At 54.0% G+C, this 22,026-nt stretch carries 14 protein-coding genes and 1 pseudogene; 2 read left to right on the top strand and 13 right to left on the bottom strand.

The window, feature by feature from the left end; all coding sequences use genetic code 11:
- Window positions 1–193: 193 nt before the first annotated feature.
- Window positions 194–772 (bottom strand): DNA-directed RNA polymerase subunit delta, encoded by a 579-nt coding sequence (gene rpoE / locus KP806_RS25010; RefSeq protein WP_224726481.1) that lies wholly within the window; start codon window positions 770–772, stop codon window positions 194–196.
- Between the two features lie 380 nt (window positions 773–1,152).
- Between rpoE and KP806_RS25005 the strand changes: the two genes are divergently transcribed.
- Window positions 1,153–2,292, top strand: coding sequence for a S8 family peptidase (locus KP806_RS25005; protein ID WP_224726480.1), 1,140 nt, complete (start codon window positions 1,153–1,155; stop codon window positions 2,290–2,292).
- A gap of 39 nt (window positions 2,293–2,331) precedes the next feature.
- Here the strand turns inward: KP806_RS25005 and argS are convergent, their stop codons facing one another.
- The 12 genes and pseudogenes from argS to speE form a co-directional block, all read right to left on the bottom strand.
- Entirely contained in the window at window positions 2,332–4,011 is a 1,680-nt protein-coding gene (argS, locus tag KP806_RS25000; protein WP_318153799.1) for an arginine--tRNA ligase, read from the bottom strand.
- Complete coding sequence (locus KP806_RS24995; RefSeq protein ID WP_224726479.1) at window positions 4,008–4,463, bottom strand: DUF1934 domain-containing protein; 456 nt, start codon at window positions 4,461–4,463, stop codon at window positions 4,008–4,010. Before KP806_RS24995 ends, argS begins: the two co-directional genes overlap by 4 nt.
- Window positions 4,464–4,543: 80 nt before the next feature.
- Window positions 4,544–5,056 carry a DNA-deoxyinosine glycosylase gene (locus KP806_RS24990; protein WP_224726478.1) on the bottom strand — a complete coding sequence of 171 codons (513 nt, stop codon included), beginning with the start codon at window positions 5,054–5,056 and terminating at the stop codon, window positions 4,544–4,546.
- A 139-nt stretch (window positions 5,057–5,195) separates the two neighbouring features.
- Window positions 5,196–7,363: pseudogene (locus KP806_RS24985) on the bottom strand (bifunctional 2',3'-cyclic-nucleotide 2'-phosphodiesterase/3'-nucleotidase).
- Window positions 7,364–7,669: 306 nt separating this feature from the next.
- Window positions 7,670–10,723 carry a glycoside hydrolase family 2 TIM barrel-domain containing protein gene (locus tag KP806_RS24980; protein WP_224726477.1) on the bottom strand — a complete coding sequence of 1,018 codons (3,054 nt, stop codon included), beginning with the start codon at window positions 10,721–10,723 and terminating at the stop codon, window positions 7,670–7,672.
- Between the two features lie 300 nt (window positions 10,724–11,023).
- The gene (locus KP806_RS24975; protein ID WP_224726476.1) at window positions 11,024–11,848 is read right to left on the bottom strand and encodes a carbohydrate ABC transporter permease; all 825 of its coding nucleotides are present in this window, start codon (window positions 11,846–11,848) and stop codon (window positions 11,024–11,026) included.
- On the bottom strand, window positions 11,841–12,716 hold the full coding sequence (locus KP806_RS24970; protein WP_224726475.1) for a carbohydrate ABC transporter permease: 876 nt from the start codon (window positions 12,714–12,716) through the stop codon (window positions 11,841–11,843). The genes KP806_RS24975 and KP806_RS24970 overlap by 8 nt, the downstream gene beginning before the upstream one ends.
- 210 nt (window positions 12,717–12,926) lie before the next feature.
- On the bottom strand, window positions 12,927–14,222 hold the full coding sequence (locus KP806_RS24965; RefSeq protein WP_224726474.1) for an ABC transporter substrate-binding protein: 1,296 nt from the start codon (window positions 14,220–14,222) through the stop codon (window positions 12,927–12,929).
- A 177-nt stretch (window positions 14,223–14,399) separates the two neighbouring features.
- On the bottom strand, window positions 14,400–16,187 hold the full coding sequence (locus KP806_RS24960; protein ID WP_224726473.1) for a cache domain-containing sensor histidine kinase: 1,788 nt from the start codon (window positions 16,185–16,187) through the stop codon (window positions 14,400–14,402).
- 14 nt (window positions 16,188–16,201) lie between these two features.
- On the bottom strand, window positions 16,202–17,764 hold the full coding sequence (locus KP806_RS24955) for a response regulator transcription factor (RefSeq protein ID WP_224726472.1): 1,563 nt from the start codon (window positions 17,762–17,764) through the stop codon (window positions 16,202–16,204).
- 107 nt (window positions 17,765–17,871) lie between these two features.
- The gene (gene speB, locus KP806_RS24950; protein WP_224726471.1) at window positions 17,872–18,741 is read right to left on the bottom strand and encodes an agmatinase; all 870 of its coding nucleotides are present in this window, start codon (window positions 18,739–18,741) and stop codon (window positions 17,872–17,874) included.
- A 40-nt stretch (window positions 18,742–18,781) separates the two neighbouring features.
- Entirely contained in the window at window positions 18,782–19,609 is an 828-nt protein-coding gene (speE, locus tag KP806_RS24945) for a polyamine aminopropyltransferase (RefSeq protein ID WP_224726470.1), read from the bottom strand.
- A 185-nt stretch (window positions 19,610–19,794) separates the two neighbouring features.
- Here speE and KP806_RS24940 point away from each other — a divergent pair, with 185 nt between their 5' ends.
- Window positions 19,795–21,894 carry a transglycosylase domain-containing protein gene (locus tag KP806_RS24940; protein ID WP_224726469.1) on the top strand — a complete coding sequence of 700 codons (2,100 nt, stop codon included), beginning with the start codon at window positions 19,795–19,797 and terminating at the stop codon, window positions 21,892–21,894.
- Window positions 21,895–22,026: the final 132 nt, after the last annotated feature.

The raw sequence follows: 22,026 nt of genomic DNA, 5'->3' as shown, positions 1-22,026 counted from the left end.
ACCTGTCAAGCGTAAACGGCTGTAGCCGTCCTTTGGCGGCAAAAGCTCGTTTCGCGTAGAAATAGAAGTCCGTTTTATTCCCAAACTTATACTTATATTTCAAGCTAAAACGGCCTGTGCTATCCTTTGGGCGGAACAGCCATTTTTTGTGATGAAAAATTTGTCCATCCGGGAGTTGCTAAGCTCAGGTAGATTACTTCTCGTCGTCCTCGTCGTCTTCAAATTCTTCATCGTCCTCGAGATCTTCGTCTTCCTCTTCGTCAAGCTCCCCGTCGACTTCTTCTCCGTCCAAATCCTCTTCGTCGATTTCGACTTCCTCGTCAACCTCGGATTCTTCTTCCGCTTCCTCGAAGTCTTCGCGGTCTTCGTCGAATACGTCGTAATCCTCTTCCGACTCCGCATACGAATCGTCTTCTTCGTCCGCGAACATGTCTTCGTCTTCCAGATCGTCGTCATCGTTAATGATTCGCGTACGTTTCGCGTTGCCGACCGGATCCTCGGAGCGCTCTACAGGATACCACCGCTTCAGTCCCCACATATTGCTGCCGACGCAGGCGAAGCGTCCGTCAATGTTGATCTCCGTGTACACTTGTGCGATGAACTGGTTGATTCCGTCTGCGGATAAACCGCGTATTTTAGCAATCTCCATCATGAGATCACGATAATAGTAAGGCGTATTAGCCGCTTTCAGCACCTCAAACGCCAAATCGACCATAGGCATTTCCTTTACGCGTTCAGGATCCAGCTTTAATGATAAATTGCTGCCGCTCATATGGACACATCCTCTCTTGCCAATCTAATTATGTACTCATTTATTCCTTCAAATTGCATGGTGTATACGCTAGTCACAGTATAGTAAAACCTATTTTCCTCAAAAAAGCAAGCAGCTGCGCCCAAGGAGAGGGCTTGGACAACTCGGCAAAAAGCGAAGGGATACTCCCTCCGCCTTGACTGTATCCAACCGACCGCGACACGAGCTAACGCACCTTGGACGTAAGAGCCTCGGAGAACTCTTCATTCATCCTATGTGTCTTATCGGATTTTGACACGGTTTGTCGCCTAATTATCAGAAAAAAGGCAAGTTGCTCATGCAGCCTGACGCGTCCCCACATACAATACTTCAGCATGGTCCGTCGGGAGGGGAAGCCAAATTTGGATACCACCGCTTTTATCCGAAGGTTACAGGATACGATGGCTTGCACGGACACAGCGACCGAAAAGCGGATTATCCGCTTTCAGCATGTGAACGACTACCGTTACTTCCTGGAGCATTTGCCGGAAGTCTCTTCGTCGTCTTCGCCGGGGCAAAGCATTAGAAAGATGCCCATTATTCGCGGAATCGCTTGCCGGCTGCCGGCCGGTGAAACGCTCGAGCAGTTCTCGGGCCGCGTCTGGATCGAAAATGACAGCAAAATAAGCGTGCACGCTCCGACTCAAAAATCGTCTGCCGCACTCGAAAAAGGCATCCCATGGGGAGTCAGCCAAATTAAAGCCCCCTACGCGTGGAGCACGACGACAGGCCACCGCGTAAAGGTGGGCGTTATCGATACGGGCGTTGATTTCAGCCATCCCGATCTGCAGCAGTCGCTGTCGCGGGGCATCAACCTTCTGAACCGAAGCATGCTGCCTCATGACGACAACGGCCACGGGACGCACATCGCAGGAACGATTGCGGCGGCCAACCAGCTGCAAGGCATGATCGGCGTCGCCCCCCGCGCTTTGATCTCACCGGTCAAAGCCTTCGATCACAATGGGAGCGCCTTCGTATCGGATATCATTTTAGGCATTGAGTGGTGTATACGGAACCGGATCAACGTCATTAATATGAGCTTTGGCATGAAAACAAGAAGCAAGGCGCTGCTGGGCGCCGTCATAAACGCGCACAATGCCGGCGTCATCATCGTAGCCTCCTCGGGCAACGACGGAAAACGGCGCACGGTCGATTATCCGGCCCGTTACCCGCAGACGATTGCCGTAGGCGCAACGAACAAGCTGCGCCGCGTCGCACCTTTCAGCAACCGCGGCACCTACATCGACGTCTATGCGCCCGGCGACAAAATCGTCTCCGCCTGGCTAAGGGGCAAATACAACGAGATGAGCGGCACGTCGATGGCCACCTCGCATGTCAGCGGCGCCATTGCGCTTCTGCTGGCGCATAAGCCGGATTTAACGCCAAGCGAAATCAAATCGATTATCAAACGTTCCGTACAGCCCCTGAGAGGCAGCAAAGCCCGCCGGACAATCGGCGAGCTTGACGTTATGCGTATGATGCAAGCCGTGGATAAAACATAAATCCGCGGCTTGTTTTTGTGCTCGCTCCGAGCTTGGCGGCTACATCCGCTCAGGCGCCGATACTCCTACGAGCCGAAGCACGTTGGCAATCGTGAGGCGTACGGCCGCCAGCAGGGCCAGACGGGCCTGCGACTGCTCCGTATCCTCCGTTATGACACGCTCGGCCCGGTAGTAGCTGTGGAATTGAGCCGCGAGCTCGTAGACGTAGCGGATGAGGCGGTGCGGCGCGTAGCCGGAAGCAGCCTCGGAAACCTCCTGCGGAAGCTCGCCGATCTTGCGAAGCAGATCGAATTCGTGCTCGCTTGTCAGCTTGCTCAGATCGAGCTCATCCGAGGATTTCAGCGTCAGCCCCTGCTCCTCCGCCTGTCTGAAAACGCTGCAAATCCGGGCATGCGCGTACTGTACATAGAAAACCGGATTCTCGTTCGAAGTAGAAATCGCAAGGTCCATATCAAAGTCCAGATGCGAGTCCATGCTGCGCATCGAGAAGAAATAACGGATGGCGTCCACGCCAACCTCGTCCATCAAATCCTCCATCGTGACCGCTTTGCCGGTCCGCTTGGACATCTTCATCTTTTCGCCGTTCTGGAACAGGCTGACCATCTGTGCGATCAATACCGTCAGCTTCTTCGGATCGTTGCCCAGCGCCTCCATGGCCGCCTTTACCCGGGGAATGTAGCCGTGGTGGTCGGCGCCCCAAATATTGATCATTTGATCGAAGCCGCGGTTGTACTTGTCGCGGTGATAGGCGATATCCGGCGTCAAATAGGTGTACGAGCCGTCGTTTTTCACAAGCACGCGGTTTTTGTCGTCGCCGAACGGCATCGTCGAAAGCCAGGTAGCTCCTTCTTCCTCATAAACGTGACCCGACTGCTTCAGCGCCGCAAGCCCTTCCTCTACCTGGCCGCTTTCGTAGAGAGACGTTTCACTGTACCAGACGTCAAAGCCGACGCGGAACCGGGCAAGGTCGCGCTTGATCTTGTCCAGCTCGCGCTCCAGGCCGTACTGGCGGAAAAACGCGAACCGTTCCTTATCGGGAAGCTCCAGCAGCTTATCGCCTTCCTGCTCGACCAGAAGCTTGGCGAATCCGACGATATCCTCACCGTAGTAGCCATCCTCCGGCATTTCCGCATTCTGGCCGAGCTGCTGGCGGTACCGGGCTTCGATCGATACGGCAAGGTTCTCGACCTGCTTGCCGGCATCGTTGATATAATATTCGCGCGTAACGTTATAGCCTGCAAAATCCAGCACATTGCACAGCGCGTCGCCGACGGCGGCGCCGCGCGCGTGTCCCAGGTGAAGGCTGCCCGTCGGGTTCGCGCTCACGAATTCCACCTGCACCCGCTTGCCGCCGCCTTCAGCCGTGCGGCCGTAGTCGCTGCCAAGCTTCAGCGCTTCGCCAATGACAGGGTATAAGAAGCTTTTATCCATCCGGAAGTTAATAAATCCGGGTCCGGCGATTTCGGCCGACTGGATGGAAGCCTGCTTCGTATCCAGATGAGCGACGATCGCCTCTGCGATCTGGCGCGGATTCCGCTTCGCCAGCTTCGTCAGCTGCATGGCGGCATTCGTCGCCAAGTCGCCGTGCGACTTGTCCTTCGGCACTTCAAGCACGAAAGCCGGAAGCTCCTCGCGCGCCGCGAGGCCCGCCGCATCGGCCGCATCGGCGATGGCCGCCTTGACCTGTTCGTACATCTTCTCTAATACATTTGCGTTCATGACAATTGTTCCTCCTGTAGATGGAGCCGTATATGGAAGCGGCCCGACATTTGATCGCTTACATGCATCTCGTATTCCCACTCTAATGTAAAAGGCAGCTGAGACGACAGGCCATCGTCCGCAAAATCTGCGTGCAGCTCAAGCCGTATCGTGTCCGTTTCCAACGTAAATTCCGTCATCGGCGTGCGGTAAAAGCCTGTCCGCCGTAACCCCGGCGTGAAAAGCTGCTCCGATTCAATGACGCCGCGCCGCACGATCGACAGCTCTCCGGGCCTGTACCTCAGCAGCGTGCGAACGTCGCCCGATTTCGGATGTTCCGCGTCCGCAGGCTCGTTGTACCGGATAAACACCGATTTCGCCTTGCGGAACCATTCGCCTTCATAGGTATGCGAGTAAGAGCTTCCGTCCTGGACGCTCTCCAGCGTAATTCTCACTTTGTTGCTTTCACCCATTGCGGTTCTCCTGTCAATCAGTCTAATCTCATTTAACTACTATATACAGGAAGCCTTTTAATTTCAACGCCGGAATGCCGTTAATTCTCCGTATAAGGCACAATGGCGCTCCAAGCCTCCACACGGTCCTCAAGCGTTCGCATATGCTTCGTCGGAATGGGACTGGAAGAGGGCAGCTTCAGCAGCGCCAAATGGCGAAAGCTTTCGTAGTCCCCGTAAAACTTCCGGAACGTGTCGAACGACTTGCTTCCATTAAAGGCAAAGCAGCGGAGCCCGGGATAATCGGCAATCAGCTTCGGGAGATTTTGCGGGATCACGTCCCGGATGTTCACATCAAGGCTGCCTTCCCGCTCGCAGGATTCAATAACATCCCATAACGCCAGCCGGTTCTCCTTCAAAAACGCGAGCCTGGCCTTATAGGACGGGTCCGGATCGGAGGAGGCGAACAGACGGTAGACGATCCGCCACATATAATTTTGGGGATTCCCGTAAAATTGCCCCTGCTCCAAAGATTTGACGCTCGGCGCAGTCCCCAGAATGAGCACGCGCGATCTTTCGTCGATCACCGGCGGGAAGGAATGAATTCTGGTCATGTCGTTCTCCTTTGCCTGCGGCCCGCGGGACGCAAAGCTTTTCCTATCATTAGTATCCATTATAACTGAAATGGTGGGATTCTTAACCAAAAAGGCGCTATCCGCAGCGGCTGCCCGGATAACGCCTTTTTATATAGGCCTACTTAGCGGGGATTTTAATCTTTTGCCCCGGGTAAATCCGATGCGGATTGCTCAGCTTGTTGTAGCTCGCGAGCTTCTGCCAGGTCGTACCGTGCTTCCGTGCGATGCCGTACAGCGTATCGCCGGCTTTGACCGTGTATACGGTATCCTTCGGCGCCTGCGGCGAAGCAGATGCAGGCTTCTCAGGCTGCTGCGGAGTGTCCGCCTCCGGGCTCAGATCCAGCCTGAACTCTGCATAACCGTCCGCCGTTTTGCCCGTAAAAGAAACCAAGTCATTCTCATCATCGGCCGAGACGGCGTCAGGCGACGTCTTAAACGCTATATTCACGGTGCTGTTAACAGCCGCCAGAGACCAATTTCCGTCGGCGGCCGGGTCGATCGTCCGGAAAGACCGGATATAATCGATCACAACCTGCCGGTTCTCGTCGGGAGCAGCCAGTACAATCCGTTTGCCGTCGGGATTGGCGAATTTGCTGGAGGATGCCCGGTAGTTGTTGGTAGCGACGACGAATTTCTGGTCGGCCTTAACCGGCTTGCCGCCGAACCTCAGATTGACGATCCGCTTGGCGTTTTGATTCATGAGCGTCCCGTCCGGCTTGTATTTCGGAGGCTGCGTCACGTCGATCTGATACGTTACGCCGTCAATGACGTCAAAATTGTACGTAGGAAAATCATAGTTGACCAGCTCCTGCTTCGATTGGCCCGCCGGATCGATTCGATTGAACTGGCCCGCCGACCATTCGAGCCACTCCGCCAGCTCAGCGCCCGTAACAAGCACCGCATTGACGGTGTTGGAGTATAAATACAAATCGGCAACGTTTTTGATCGCGATATCGCCGGCCTTGATATTCGTGTAATAACCCGCTCCCTGCCGGCCTCCCGCCTTGAACGGCGCTCCCGCCGACAGCACGGGAACCCCCTCGTATTCGGTTCCCTTCAGATTTTTCTCGACGTACCATTTTTGCGCGTTAGTCACGATTTGAATCGAAGAATCGTCCTGGATCAGGGCGAACCAGCTGTTAATCGGAGCCGTCGTCAGGCCGACCGGCCCCCGAACGTACTCAAGCGTACGCTCATGATCCTCCTTCACCGCATCGATGACCGATTGATCGGCCTCCGCCAGCGGCACCTTGTTCACTGTGTCATAGATCGGCTTGACCGTAGCCGCCGAGTCGGTAACCTTCCATTCTCCGTCCTGCTTCTGAAGCGTCAAGTCGATAATTCCGAGCTGATTGCCCCAAAAGCCGGGCTCAACGGATGGAACCCCGTTAATCGTACCTTTCTCCAGATCGACTCCCGTTTTCCCCTCGAAGGAAGGATCCGGAAACGTTTTATGGGCATGTCCGAACATAATCGCGTCGATTCCTTCTACTTTGCTCAAGTAGAGGACGGAGTTTTCCATAAGCGGAGTTTGCGGAATATCCTCAAAGCCCGAATGCGGGATCGCAACGATCAAGTCCGCTCCCTGCTCCTTCATTTCAGGAATGAATTTGCGGGCCGTCTCCACCATGTCCTTCACCGTGACCTTCCCTTCCAGATGAGCCTTGTCCCACTGCATGATCTGCGGCGGCACGAAGCCGATCACGCCCACCTTAAGAGAATGCTTGGCGCCCGATTCGTCTGTCATTTCCTTGTCCAGGATAAGATACGGGGTGAACAAGTTCTCGTCGTTCGTCTCGTCCGCGTCGCCGTCTGCTTTGTAGATATTTGCATTCACATAAGGAAAATCGGAGCCCTCCAGCGCAGTCTCGAGAAACGGCAGTCCGTAATTAAATTCATGATTGCCGAGATTGCCCGCGTCATAACCGAGCAAATTCATCGCCTTATAGACAGGATGGGTTTCGCCCTGCTTCAGCGGATCGACCGTTGCGACGTAATCGCCGAGCGGATTGCCCTGGATCAGATCGCCGTTATCGAACAGCAGGCTGTTGGCCGCTTCGTCCCGCGCTTTTTTGATCAAAGTGGCCGTCTTAGCGAATCCATACTCGTCAGTGGGTTTGTCCGCAAAATAATCGTAATTGACCATATTGACGTGCAAGTCGGACGTTCCATTATGCGCAGCTGTACGATACCGCTTCCTTCCGTTTCACCCGTTCCGGCCGCCGCCGCAAGCGGCACAACGGACAGGCTGACAGTCAAAGACAAAGCTGCGGCTCCCATCCGCATCCATCTGTTCGTTCTCACCTACCATCACTCCTCCATCCAGACTCTCTAATAGTAATGATGCTCATTTGACGGCACTTGATGAATCTCGCATTTCTCCCCCATATTAGTCAAAATTTTCCGAATTGTCATGCAATGATTTTGTCATTTCCCGGGTCATAATGTCGAATTAAGCAGCGATTTGTGTAAAAAACCCGCTAAACTACCGCCTTCGGTTTTTATCTGCTCTCAGAGATGATAAGCAATAAGAACTACCCCATCGCAAAAAAAAAAAAGGGAGCCGCCCCCTTCGGGACAGCCCCTCAACTATTACACCCGTTCGATGACAAACTCAAATGACATCTCCTGATCGGCTCTGATCGTATACTCCTCATGGACCGGAGCGCCCCAGCTGTCGTCACCGCCGACACCCATCTGACGCCCCGCTACCGTAATGACGGTGTAGTGCACTTCAGGGAGCTCGTAAACATGCTGCGCGTTCTCGAGCTCAAACGCCGTGTACGGGGAAATGCCGCATTCCACCGGCTCCTCCGCAGCGCTAACCCGAATGCCCCGTCCTTCGCCGTCCAGCACGCTTACGCGTCTTACGCCGGTACGATTGCCCGATTCCTGCGGCATAACGTAGCCGGATACGTTGCCGGCTGCTGTCCCGCTGAACAAACCGAGCCTTGCGCCGTTTGCGCGGTCCGCATAGTTCTCCTCCGGCCCCATCGCGTACCACTCCAGCCGATCGTAATCCGCCGGAACCTTGAAGGACACGGCGAAGATCGGCATGCGCGGCAGCCCTTCGGCGCCGTTATACTCCGCCTTCACATGCACGCTGCCGTCCTTGCGAACCGTATAGGCGATGCCCGATTCCAGCTTGTCGCTGATCGAATAGCGATATCGGTACGCAACGGTCACGCCGCTCCCGTCTTCCGCCTCGGTCACTTCGATGCCGCTGCATTTGCGGGTAAGGCTAGCCGCGAACCAGGCGCCGGCATCGAAGCCTTGGTGATAGCCCCGGTCATTGTCGGTTGTCGCCCGCCAGAAAAGCGGTGCAGGAGGAGCCGCGATCATTTCTCTGCCTGCGTAATTAAGCGATATGAGGCTCATCGCCTGCTTGGAGAACAGGATGCTGAAATCCGGTCCCTTCACGCCGATGTTGACGTCGCCGTGCACGACCTTCAACTTGCGTCCGTCCTCAGCTTTTGCTTCCCCAGGAGTCGCCGCAACCCGGAACACGTGCTGACCAAACGCAACTTCATGACCTGACTCCGCCCAAAGCGTGCTCTCCTTCAACTTAAAAGCGGCATGAAGCGCATATTCACCCGGTGCCTGAATCGTCTCCTCCGCAAGCTCGACCGGTACGACTCCCTCGCTTTGCGGAGCGACGGATACGTCTGCCGTTCCGCGTGCAACTTCAATGCCTTCACGGAAGAGGACATATTCCAGAGCTAGGCCGGACGTATCCGCGAACAAATTTTCGTTGCGCACCGTAATGCCGCTAAGGTCCGGGAGCAGCTTGATGTTCTGGTAAAGGAACTTCACTTCCTGCATCTTCGGCGACAGCGTGCGGTCGGCGTAAACGATACCGTTCGTGCAGAAGCCATAATCGGTAGGCCGGTCGCCAAAATCGCCGCCGTAGGCGAGAAACTCCTTGCCGTAGCGGTCCTTTTTCACGATTGCCTGATCGATGTAATCCCAAATAAAGCCGCCCTGATACATCGGATATTTGCGTTCCAGGTCGGTATATTTGCTCATGCCGCCAAGCGAGTTGCCCATCGCATGCATATATTCGCAGCTAATATAAGGCTTGTCCGGATTGTTGTCCAAATACTGCTCGATATCCGCAGGCTTAGCGTACATGCGGCTTTCCATGTCGCTCGCCTCGGTATAGTCGCGGTCGTAGAAGACGCCTTCGTAATGAACCAGTCTTCCGCTGTCCACGCTCCGGAAATATCGCGCTACGTTCACAAGCACATCGCCGACATAAGATTCGTTCCCGAGCGACCAGATGAGGATGGACGGATGGTTTTTGTCACGCTCGTACATCGACACGGCACGATCCATGACGATCGACTGCCACTCCGGCTTGCTGCGCGGGATGTTCCAGGACGGCTCGACTGCGCCCATCTTTTGCCATGAGCCGTGCGTTTCCAGATTCATTTCGTCGATGACATAGACGCCGTATTCGTCGCACAGCTCGTACCAGTAGCTTTGGTTCGGATAATGGGACGTGCGGACGGCATTCAAATTGTTTTGCTTCAAGGTTTTAATATCCCAAAGCATATCTTCCTTCGTAATGGCGCGGCCTTTGCGGCAGTTGAATTCATGGCGGTTAACGCCCTTGAAGACGATGCGCTCGCCGTTGATAAGCATCATTTTATCTTTCATTTCAAAGCGCCTGAAGCCCGCCCGGTGCGGAATCGCCTCCACGAGACGTCCGGCGCCGTCGAGCAGCTCGATCGTCAGCCGGTACAAGTAAGGCTTCTCGGCGCTCCACAGTTTCGGCCCTTCTACTTCAGCCTGAAGCTTAACCGTCCCGCTTCCGCCAATATCCGCCGTTGCAGCGGCCACCTTGCTGCCTTCGGTGTCATACAGCGTCATGACCGCCTTCGCGCCTGCCTCGGGAGCCTCGCGGAATGTCAGACCCGCTTGCAGCGTCCCTTGCGTAAACGAATCGTCCAATTCCGCACGCACATCCAGGTCATAGACATGGATAGACGGCACCGTGTACAAATAAACCTCGCGGAAAATGCCCGAAAACCGCCAGAAATCCTGATCCTCCAGCCAGCTTCCCGTGCTGCGCTGGAACACCTCGACCGCCAGCCGGTTCTCTCCTTCACGCAAATACGGCGTCAGCTCAAATTCGGACGGGGTAAAGCTATCCTCCCCATAACCGACAAATTCGCCGTTCAGCCATACGTAAAAGGCCGACTCGACTCCCTGAAAGGAGATGAACACCGGTTCGTTCTTCATCGTCTCCGGCACATAAAAGCTTTTCACATAGCTCCCGACCGGATTATGGTCCTGCGAAACTTCCGGCGGCCGCAGCTCCTCGTGCCCGTCCCAAGGATACATCGTATTGACGTATTGAGGCTGACCGTATCCCTGCAGCTGAATATGACCGGGCACCATAATGTCGTTCCACCCTGCGCAGCTGTAATCTTCTTTGTAAAAATCAGCCAGACGGCTGGCCGGGTTGACCGCGTAATTAAATTTCCATGCACCGTTCAGCGTATGACGCATAGCCATCGGGGCCCGGCGCTCCGCCTCCTCCAACGTGCCGTAATAGGCATGGTCGGAATGGGCCTTCAGCCGGTTCACCTCGAATACGCCGACGTCGCTAAGCCAGTCCAGGCTGGGCTTTGTCGCTTTCATTGCTTTCTCTCCCAACATCTAGTAGTCCACCGTCAAAGAAAATGTGGCGGCTTATATCACCCGCTGAAGTTCCTGTCTCGCAGGCGCAGTCTTGAAGTACCTGGATTTACTCCATGTATTTTGTCAGAGGGGATATCCTTTAATTCATTAACGGGATTTGATGTATCTATTTCGACACTTTTTTCGGACAAAGCCCGTTTTCCGTAGATTAGACGTAAAAATTCCATTTATTTTGCTACAAATCACATCTATGCCGGAATTAGATACAACAAATCCAGTTATTCTCACAAACTCTGTAAGCTACTTCACCGATCCCGTCATTCCCGCTACGAAATGCTTCTGCATCAGGAAGAAAACGATCGCCGTCGGCAAAGTCGCGATCAGGATCACCGTCATAATGACGCCGTAATCGGGCGAGTAGCTGGAGCCAAGATTCGAAATCAGGAGCGGAATCGTCCGCTTCTCCGGCGACTGCAGCACGACGAGCGGCCACAGATAGTTGTTCCAGCTGGACATGAACGTAATGATCGCCGCAGCCGCATAGGTCGTTTTCATCGTCGGCACGTAGATCCGGAAGAAGACGCCAAGCTCGCTCAGCCCGTCCATCCGGCCCGCCTCGAGCATATCCTTCGGAAACATCTTCGTGCTTTGGCGGAAGAAGAAAATCAAGAACGCCGTCGTCACCGTCGGCAAAATAACCGATGAAATCGTGTCGATACCGATAAAAGGCATCGTCTGCGAGATGCTGCCGAACATCCGGTAGAGCGGCACCATCAGCGCAGCAAAAGGTATCATCATCGACAGCAGCAGAATGCTGAAGATTCTATCCTTGACCCTGCTTCTGAAAATTTCAAAGCCGTAGCCGGCGAGCGACGCGATCAGCATCGCGAGCAGCGTTGTCGTGATCGATATTTTCGCGGAATTCAGCAAAGCCGGAATCAGATCGACCGTATCGAGCACCTTGCTCAAATTTTCCCCGAGATAAGGGCCGGGAAGCAGCTTGCCCTGCGTAACGTCTACCGAGCGGTTCGTCGAGCTGACGATCATCCACAGAAACGGAAATATCGAGATGACTGCCGCCGCACTAAGAAACACATAAATGAACACCCGTTTGAGGCTAGCCATTTTTATCACCTGCCAATTTGAACTGTAGGATCGAGAAGATGACGATCAGGATCACGATGGCGTACGACACGGTCGCAGCATAACCGAAGTCCGGCGTATATTTAAACGACAAGTTATAAATATATTGGGACAAAGTCATCGTCGAGTTGCCCGGGCCGCCTTTCGTAATGTTCATGACCTCGTCGAACAGCTGCAGGGTGCCGATCGTCGATGTGATGGACGTGAACAAAATGATCGGCTTCAGCAAAGGCACCGTAATTTTGAAAAATTGAGTAAAGGAATTGGCGCCGTCGATGCGGGCCGCTTCGTAAATCGAGTCATCGATGTTCTGCAATGCAGACAAATAGAAAATCATGTTATATCCGGTCCAACGCCAGGTAATGGCGATAATGATCGTAATTTTAGCCCAGAACGGATCCGTGATCCATTGGATCGGAGCCGCAATAAGGGAAAGCTTCATGAGCATCGTGTTAATCAGCCCGTCCGTGCCGAACAGGTATTTGAAGATAACCGAGTAAGCGACAAGCGACGTAACGGCGGGAAGGAAAATCGCCGTACGGAAAAAGCCTTTCAGCTTTAAATTTTTATCGTTCAGCAGTACCGAAATAAATAAGGCAAGCACGATCATCAGAGGAACTTGTATGACCAAGTAAAGAAAGGTATTCGACAAAGTCGTTTTAAACGTGGTGTCCGTAAACAAGCGGGTATAATTGTCGATACCGACAAAGGAGAGGTTCGTCCCCGTACCCGATTGGAATGACATAATAAGCGCCTGAATCATCGGATAGAAATAGAAGGCGCAAATCATAATGACTGCGATGGCAATAAAAGACCAGCTTATCGCGTTCGTTCTTGCTTTCATGTTCATCTCTGTCAGCTCCTTCCATTCCTACTCAAGCGTAAACGGCTATGGCCGTCCTTTGGCGGTAATAGCTCGTTTCGCGATGAAATGTAAGTCATGTATATCAATCTTATACATTCTTATATTTTCAAAAATAAACCTTGGGACAAGCCGCCTGTCGCCGGATTGCGATGCAGGCAGGCGGCCCGTCCAAGGTCCGTCTCTGTCTATTTAAGCTTATTTAATTTGCGCATCAGCTTGCTTCTGAGCATCGGCCAGCACTTGGTCGATGGATTTGCCGTTCAAGAAATTTTGCATTTCAACAACGATAATATCCTCGATAGCGTAAGTGTGCATGCCATAGTTCACGTTAGGAATTTCAGCCGTCCATTTCGCAAAGTCTTCTACAATTTTTTGTCCGCCGAAAAATTCGTTCGCAGCTTTGTAGGCTTCTCCTGCCGCAGCAGGCTTATACGTTCCGATCGCGCCGACTTCGGTAACCAGCTTCTGGTACAGATCAACGTCGGAGCCAAACGTAGCGCCAAGGAATTCAGCCGCTTTTTCTTTGCCCGGCACGTTCAGCACATACCAGGAGCTTCCGCCAAGGTTCGAAGCGTGTACGGATTTCTCGTTATTGGTCAGCTTTGGCAGCGGAGCAACCGCCCATTTGCCCGATTGGTCGGCCGCAGCCGTAATGGAAGGAGTGAACCAGTTTCCTGTAGGAACCGATGCAACATCACCGCTGTTGTAATTCGCTACATATTGGCTCCAGTCGGCATGGATTCTGACGATGTTGGCGTCCATCATTTTTTTGTATGTTTCAAAAGCTTCCTTCAGAGCAACATTTCCTTCCAGGTCGGCCGATTTGCCGTCAGGCTTCAAATACCACGAGCCTGCCGATTGAGCCATGACGCGGAGAATGCCCATATCGTTCGGATCAAGGGAAATCCAGTCCTTGCCCGTTTTTTCTTTTACCGCTTTGCCGATCTCAATGTATTGGTCCCAAGTAATGTCCTGCATATCTTCAATGCTGTAACCCGCTTGCTCCAGGTAATCCGTTCTTACATACAGACCGGTTACGCCCGAGTCGAATGGAAGGCCGTAGTTTTTGCCGTCTACGCTGGTAGGTCCGATTTTGTAATCGGCGAATTCGGAAGCCTTGATGACGTCCGTCAGCGGATAGAAAGCGTCCGGATAAGCCTGCAGGAAGCTTTGCGCACGGTAGTCCTCGATCAGCACGATGTTTGGAAGACCTTTTGTCGTTCCCGAGCTGAGGCCCGTGTTCAGCTTTTGAACGATATCGTTCTGGGCGTTCTCGATAATTTCAACCGTCAGGTCCGGATTTTTCGCCGCATAAGCGTCCTTCGCAAGATTCATTGCTTTAATGTTGAAATTCGGATCCCAAGCCCAAATCGTAATTTTGCTCGTTTCCGCTGCCCCTTCACCGGCGCCCGCGTTGCCGTTGTCTGTTTTGGTTCCGCAAGCCGACAAAATCAGGATGCTTGCAAGCAGCAAGACAATAATTTTTTTCATGTCAAGACCTCCATTTATTTATCTGTCCTGTAAGCGTTTCCCCGCTTCCTGCATTAATCTTAGCATTCTGAAGATTCAGGACGTTAGAATTATCTTTGCCTTGACTTGTCAAATTATTATCGATTTTCTGATGCTTGCGGCGCATACTTGGACGATTTTTGGATTTTGGTACGATTTTTACCCTCTTAGCAGAGGAATTCGGATTTTCACCTTCGTTCCTTCTCCAAACTCGCTGCTGATCGTGACGCCGTAGTGCTCCCCGTACAGCAGCTTGATCCGGTCGTGAACGTTTTTGACGCCGATTCCCGTGAACAGCTGGCGCTTGCTCTTCGGCCTTGGCAGATGGCTGCCGGCAGGCGCCTCCGCCTCTACATTCATGCCGTCGCCGTTGTCGACGACTTCAATGTTGAGCGCATCCGCCTCCTGCGCGGCCATGATGTAAATATGCCCGTCGGCTTTGCGGTTAAACGCATGGAAAAAGGCATTTTCGATAAAAGGCTGGATGATCAGCTTCGGCACGTGATACCCCATACAATCCGGGGCGATAAAATAATTCACTTTTATCCGCTCGCCGTACCTTACGTGATTGATGAAAACGTAGTTTTTCATATTCACCAGCTCCTGGCTCAGGGGAATCGTCTCGCTGACGTTGCCGATTGCGTTCTGCAGAAGAGAGATCAGCGCATTGATCGTTTCCGCGGCTTTGTCCTTGCTTCCCTGCTGGACCATGAATTTCACCGAAGCGAGTGTATTGTACAGGAAATGCGGATTAATCTGCTGCTGAAGCGCCTCCAGCTCCGCGTTGCGCTGCTGCTTCTGGGTATGGACCAGCTCCTTCACATACTCCTGGAGCTCGTCCAGCATATCGTTGAAAGCCTGGCCGAGCTGACGGGTCTCGTAGCTGCCCCCGACCGTAACATAATGATCGAATTCATATTTGGATATTGTAGAAATTTGCTTGACCAGTCTTGTCAAAGATTTGGTCAGGCGCCGGGATATGATGAACACGATAATAACCGCAGCCGCAACGATCGCCATGACGATCAGTACGGTCGTCTTCGTATCACGCAGCTGCCCGATGGCGGTTTCCTTGTCAATCAGGTTCACGAGGTATAAATCGAAGGAAGCCAAATATTCCGACAGGACGATCTGGTTTTTGTCCATAATATCGACGTTTTTGTACGGCAGCGATTGCTCCTCGATTTCCTTGGCATACTGAAGAAGCTCGGCTGCAGGCATGCCGATCCAATCCTCCCGGTTGGCCGACACGATCGTTCCGTCGCTGTCGAGCACCGCCACGTCGTTGCCGAGGCTGGTGAAGCTCTCGTAGAACCGCCGGAAGTCCCGCTCCAGCATCGAGAAATACACGGTACCGTAGACGTATTCAGAAGTCCGGTTTATCAGCGCCTTGGAGGCGATGATCGCGGGCTCCCCCTCCGGTTTTCCGGAGCTCCCGGCGTCGTCGAACTGATAGATCAGCCGGCGGGGCTCCTTGAGCGTCTTGACCGTAATCGGATGCCCGCGCAGCTCATCGACCGTCAATGGCCAATAGGAGCGGTCGGACGCATAGCTTCTGCCGTTAACACCCGTCACGGTGACGCCGACCTCATAGGCGGCAACTCCTGTATTGATCCGCTTCATTTGCTGGCTCATGCTGTAATAATCTTTGAAGACGGATACGGAGCTGCTCCCGTCCGTCTCCGTCAGGAAACCCCGGATCGACCCGCTCTGGGAAATATTGTTGGCAGCGGTCACGATCGAATAATTAAAAGAATCGAGGCTGCTCTTGATTTGCTCGATGACCTTCGAATTGGTAATGCTGAACGTCTCCATGAAGACACGCTCCGACATATTAATCGTCGTCCAGGTGGTCGTCACCGACACGGCGATGATGCTGGCGACCATGACGATGAACATTTTGACAAACAGCCCGTTATATTTGAATCGGTCCAATAGTCGTCTCATAACCATCTCTTCTCTTATTTCATATATTGTCTGCGGTACCTGCTCGGCGACATGCCCGTCAGCTTCTTGAATACCTTGGTGAAGTAGCTGTGGTCCGAATAGCCGACCAGTCCGCTGATTTCCGAAATCGTCGCCTCTCCTTTGCGCAGCAGTTCCGCCGCTTTGTCTGTGCGGACCCGGTGCAAGTATTCGATAAACCCCTCACTGTGATGGGATGAGAAGTAGCTGGACAAATACGAGGGGTTAAAATGAAAATGCTTCGCCATCTCCGTCAGGCTTAAAGGCTCCGCGTAGTGCTCGTCGATATAGTCCAGCAGCTTCTTCATGTTCGCGTTGCCGGACTGGGCGGCTTTCTCCGCAATACAATTTTCCGCCTCCGCAATAAACTCGTTCAGCCGTGCAATCGCCTCATCCGCATAACGGGCCTCCTCGATCGCTTTGAAATAGGCGTATTTATTTTTCTCCAGCTCCTTTACGCCATACTCCATATTACTTAGTAATACCGTGATGTTGAAAATCAGATTGCCAAGCACCGATTTAAACTCGAACACATCCGTCTCGTAGCTGCCCGCCATCGCCTGAACATGCTCCCGCAAATAACCGAAGGCGGACTCGAACCGCCCGCGCTTGAATTCCTCGGTGAACCGGTTCAGATTAAAGCTTTCCGCAGCAGGCTTCGATGCAGGCAGCTCATTGTAGAACAGCAGGCTTTTCTCCGGAAAATAAAATGAATAATCCATCAGCTTGAGCAGGGAGCTCCGGTAGACGGAACCGAGCCGGTTCAGCTCGGCGAACGGCTCGCTGACCGCCAAGGCAAGACCCGGGGCTGCGCCTGCAAGCAGGCCGGCTGCTCCTCTTGCCCACGCAGGCAGTGCCGCGAGTCCTTTGTCGTCTACATTCAGCAGCAGTACGGCTATGCTTTCGTCCGTCGGGAGCAGCCGGCAGACAGCTCCCTCCAGCAAGCTGCCGCCTTCCGACTCCAGCCGCTGCTTCAGGCTGCCCGGTCCGGACTGGACCTGCTCCCGGATACTCCGCAAATTCATTCCGGCCAGGCAAAAATGCCGGTTCGGAAATACGGCCGCTACCTCCGCCTGTTCATATCCCGCCTCGTAGCCCGACAGCAGCCGTTCGAGAAGCCTGTCCACCGACAGGCCGTTGCCGCCCGCCTGCTCTTTCGGGCGAAGAGACGGGATTTTGGCCGCGGTCAGCTTAAGAACGGCCAGCAAATGCTGCATATCCAGCTTCGGCTTCAAAATATAGTCCGCTACCCCGCTTTGGAAGGTCGACCTGACGTAATCGAATTCGCCGAAACTGCTTAATACGATCACTTCAATGTCCGGATAATGCTGCTTGATAAGCTTGGTCAGCTCCTCTCCGTCCATGACGGGCATAACGATATCCGTAATGACGATATGCGGCCGAAGCTCGGCGATCCGCTCCAGCGCTTCCTTTCCGTTGGACGCTTCCCCGACAATGTGAAAGCCTTCCTGCTCCCAGTTCATGAAATGCTTGATCCCCTGCCTGATCAGCACTTCATCATCCACGATCAGTACCTTGCAATAGTCTAACGCCGACAAGACGACCCCTCCTAAGCGTAATTTGTAGCTTTAGTATATACTTTCCAGAAAAAAAGAGCCTGACCCCGGCAAACCGGCCGGAATCAAGCTCTTTCATTATTGGCGACTTATTTCAAAAAGCCGAGCAGCATTTCGCGGATTACTTTCGCAGCCACGATTTGCGTTTGCTCCGTCGGATCGTAAGCCGGCGCCACCTCTACGAGATCGCAGCCTACGACGTTCACGCCGGAACGAGCGATCGCATGAACCGCATCGATCAGCTCCTTCGACGTAATGCCTCCCGCCTCGGCTGTACCTGTGCCAGGCGCCGCGGACGGATCCAGCACGTCGATATCGATCGTCAGGTATACCGGACGGCCTTCCAGCTCCGGAAGCACCTTCTTCAGCGGCTCGAGCACCTCGAACGGATGGAAGTTGATGTTCTCGCGCGCATACTGCCACTCCTCGCGGGAGCCCGAACGGATACCGAACTGGTAAATGTTCTTGCCGCCCATCAGGCCGGCCGCCTTGCGAAGCGGCGTCGAGTGGGAAAGCGGCTCTCCTTCGTACTGCTCGCGCAGATCCGCGTGAGCATCGAAGTGGATGATAGCCAGATCCGGGTATTTCTTATATACCTCCTGGAAAATCGGCCAGGATACCAGATGCTCGCCGCCGAGTCCGAGCGGAAGCTTGCCGTCGTCCAGCACGCCGCGTACGAATTCGCCGATGATCTCGAGGCTGCGGGCCGCGTTGCCGAACGGCAGAAGCAGATCTCCCGCATCGAAGTATTCGATGTCCTCCAGGCTGCGGTCCAGATACGGGCTGTATTCCTCAAGCCCGATCGACACCTCGCGGATGCGCGGAGGGCCGAAGCGCGAGCCGGGACGGAAGCTGACGGTGAAGTCCATCGGCATACCGTAAATAACCGCTTTGGAAGCTTCATAGTTATCCGAGCTCAGGATAAAGACGTTGCCGGAATATTTTTGATCCAATTTCATGAGGATTGTCCTCTCTTTCTACAGCTGCATAGCCGCCTGATTACTTAATGAGGTCTTCAACAAACTTAGGCAGCACGAAAGCTGCTTTGTGAAGGCGCGGCGTGTAGTATTTCGTGTCCAGCTCCGGAATCGCCGTTTCGTCGACCGCAACCGGATCGTATTTCTTGCTGCCCATCGTAAACGTCCAGAGGCCGCTCGGATAGGTCGGGATGTTCGCGCCGTAAACGCGTACGATCGGGAATACTTCCTTCACGTCCTTGTTCACGCTTTGGATCAGGTCCGCTTTGAACCAGGGGTTGTCCGTCTGCGCGACGAAGATGCCGTCTTCCTTCAATGCTTCGTAGATGCCTTGGTAGAAGCCGCGCGTGAACAGATTAGCCGCAGGGCCAACCGGCTCTGTAGAATCGACCATAATGACGTCGTATGTGTTTTTGTGATCGTGAATATGCATGAAGCCGTCGTTCACCAGCACTTCGACACGCGGGTTGTCGAGCTCTCCGGCGATTGTAGGCAAATATTTTTTGGAGTATTCAATAACTTTTCCGTCGATATCGACAAGAACGGCTTTCTTCACCTTAGGGTGCTTCATGACTTCGCGGATTACGCCGCCGTCGCCGCCGCCTACTACGAGCACATGCTCAGGGTTGGGATGCGTGAACAGAACCGGATGAGCAACCATCTCATGGTAGACAAACTCGTCCTTCACTGTCGTCATAACCATGCCGTCGAGTACCAGCATCGTTCCGAATTCTTCCGTCTCGATCATATCGAGCTGTTGAAAATCCGTTTGTTCGTTCACATAAGTTTTCGTAATCTTCGCCGTAATGCCGAAGCTCTCGGTCTGTTTCTCCGTATACCACAATTCCATGTCGATATATCCCTTCTTTCCTTCAATGGTTCAACCTGTATTATAGTATTTCAGGCCAAAAAAGCAACCTTTTCCAAGCTCTGCCGCAAAAAATTAATGCTTCGCGCGTTCCCCGTGAATAGCGGCTTCCCGCTTTTTCCATACTAAGGAAAAGCGAAGCTTTGCTAATGAAGGGAGCCTTCTCCATGAACAAGCCTTCCAAACGGCAGGGAAAGCCCCGTCGGCGGCCGGCCTTTCCTATTATAACCGAGAGATTTCCGCGTCATGTTCTGAAGCTCAAAAAAGGGCTGAGATGGGCGGCGGCCGCCGGCATCCTGCTGGTGCTCGCCGTGCTGGGCACGCTTGTTTATTTGGGCTCAAAATCGCTGCCCGCGGCCTCCATCAGCCAGACGTCGCAAATGCTGGATTTGCACGGCAACGTCATCGATACGTTTCATGCGGGCGAAAACCGGCGCTCCGTCCAGCTTTCCGACATTTCCCACTACGTGGTCGATGCGACGCTGGCCATTGAGGACCGGCGCTTCTATGAGCACCGCGGCTTCGATATGAAAGGGATGGCCCGGGCCGTCATGGTCAACGTCCAGAGCATGTCGACCAAGCAGGGAGCGAGCACGCTGACGCAGCAGCTGGCCCGGAATTTATATTTGACGCACGAGCGCACCTGGCAGCGGAAGCTCAAGGAAGCGATGTACACCGTGCAGCTGGAGATGAGCTACTCCAAGGACGAAATTCTCGGCATGTATTTGAACCAGATTTATTACGGCCACGGCTCTTACGGAATCGAGGCGGCCGCAATGATGTATTTCGGCAAGCACGCCTCCGAGCTTACGCTGGCCGAAAGCGCGCTGCTGGCCGGCATTCCGAAGGGTCCGAAATATTATTCGCCCTATCTGAACATGAAAAACGCGAAGGACCGGCAGCTCACCATCCTTCAGGCAATGGTCGAGGGCGGCTCGATCACCTCCGAGCAGGCGGACGCCGCTTATGCGGAACTGCTGAACTTCCAGACGCTCGGCACCGGAGAGCAAGAGGGCTTTGCCCCGTACTTCCGCGACTATATCCGTTCCGTTGCGGTCGATAAGCTGGGCATTGACGAACGTTTGCTCAACGAGGGCGGCATCACGATTTATACGACGCTGGACTCCGACATGCAGGCTGCGGCCGAAGAGGTGATTAAAGAAGGCATGCCCGAAAGCTCCGGGCAGCAAGCCTCGCTGATCGCCATCGATCCGCGCAGCGGATATATCAAGGCGATGGTCGGCGGCCGCGACTATAAGACTAACCAGTTCAACCGCGTGTTCGCAAACACGCGACAGCCCGGCTCTTCGTTCAAGCCGTTCCTTTACCTGACCGCGCTGCAAAGCGGCTTCATGTCGCCCGCCACCCGCTTCAAGAGCGAGCCGACGGTGTTCACCTACGATGAAGGGCGCAAAACGTACGAGCCCCGCAACTACGGCGACAAATATGTGAACGACTTCATCGATATGCGGAAGGCGCTGTCGAGCTCGGACAACATTTATGCGGTTAACACGATCATGACCGTCGGCGCCGACAAGGTGATCGAGACGGCCCGCTCGCTCGGCATTAACAGCCCGATGAAGCCTATGCCTTCCCTGGCGCTCGGCACCTATCCGGTCAGCCCGTTCGAGATGGCCTCCGCGTTCGGTACGCTTGCCAACGGCGGCCTGCGTGTCGATCCGGTTGCCATCATCAAGATCGAGGACCGGAAGGGCAACGTTTTATATGAAGCGAGCCGTCACACCAAGCAGGCTGTAACACCGGCGGCGGCGTACGTGATGACAAGCTTGATGGAAAGCGTCTTTGACGAAGGAGGCACGGCGCATCGCGTCGCTTCTATTTTAAAGCGCCCAGTGGCAGGCAAAACCGGAACGACCGCGACCGACGCCTGGCTGGTCGGCTATACGCCCGAGCTGGCGACTGCCGTCTGGGTCGGCTACGACAAGGACCGGAAGCTGACCGTTCCCGAGGCGTACCGGGCCGCTCCGATTTTCGCCAAGTTTACGGAGCAGGCGCTCGCTTCCGTGCCGCCGAAAATGTTCCCGGTGCCGGAAGGGGTCGTACAGGTCTACATCGATCCGGTCAGCGGCAAGCTGGCGGAGGACACCTGCCCGAACCGGCGGATGGAAACGTTCCTGAGCGGCACGGAGCCGACCGAGGTATGCGGCAAGCCGGCTTCGGCGCAGGAGGAGGACGGCGCAGGCAAGGAAGACGCGGGCCAACACCGTTCCTGGTGGGCCGATTTCAAACGCTGGTGGACCGAATAAGCTACTTCGGGCGGCGGCCTCCACCCATTTTTGTCCGATTTATGAGCAAAAAGTGAATTTTCTTTGAACAAAAGCATAAAGTTGTGGTATAGTTAACAGTAAGAAAACACTTACAATGATTCGGGAGTGTTC

The organism is Paenibacillus vietnamensis, from assembly GCF_020169515.1.
Taxonomy (GTDB): domain Bacteria; phylum Bacillota; class Bacilli; order Paenibacillales; family Paenibacillaceae; genus Pristimantibacillus; species Pristimantibacillus vietnamensis.
Note: the sequence above shows the minus strand (reverse complement) of the source record. Positions and strands in the feature narration are given on the sequence as shown.

Coding starts and splice junctions, on each gene's coding strand:
- rpoE (WP_224726481.1), bottom strand. CDS start 772: ATGAGCGGCAGCAATTTATCATTAAAGCTGGATCCTGAACGCGTAAAG.
- argS (WP_318153799.1), bottom strand. CDS start 4,011: ATGAACGCAAATGTATTAGAGAAGATGTACGAACAGGTCAAGGCGGCC.
- KP806_RS24995 (WP_224726479.1), bottom strand. CDS start 4,463: ATGGGTGAAAGCAACAAAGTGAGAATTACGCTGGAGAGCGTCCAGGAC.
- KP806_RS24990 (WP_224726478.1), bottom strand. CDS start 5,056: ATGACCAGAATTCATTCCTTCCCGCCGGTGATCGACGAAAGATCGCGC.
- KP806_RS24980 (WP_224726477.1), bottom strand. CDS start 10,723: ATGAAAGCGACAAAGCCCAGCCTGGACTGGCTTAGCGACGTCGGCGTA.
- KP806_RS24975 (WP_224726476.1), bottom strand. CDS start 11,848: ATGGCTAGCCTCAAACGGGTGTTCATTTATGTGTTTCTTAGTGCGGCG.
- KP806_RS24970 (WP_224726475.1), bottom strand. CDS start 12,716: ATGAACATGAAAGCAAGAACGAACGCGATAAGCTGGTCTTTTATTGCC.
- KP806_RS24965 (WP_224726474.1), bottom strand. CDS start 14,222: ATGAAAAAAATTATTGTCTTGCTGCTTGCAAGCATCCTGATTTTGTCG.
- KP806_RS24960 (WP_224726473.1), bottom strand. CDS start 16,187: ATGAGACGACTATTGGACCGATTCAAATATAACGGGCTGTTTGTCAAA.
- speB (WP_224726471.1), bottom strand. CDS start 18,741: ATGAAATTGGATCAAAAATATTCCGGCAACGTCTTTATCCTGAGCTCG.
- speE (WP_224726470.1), bottom strand. CDS start 19,609: ATGGAATTGTGGTATACGGAGAAACAGACCGAGAGCTTCGGCATTACG.
- KP806_RS24940 (WP_224726469.1), top strand. CDS start 19,795: ATGAACAAGCCTTCCAAACGGCAGGGAAAGCCCCGTCGGCGGCCGGCC.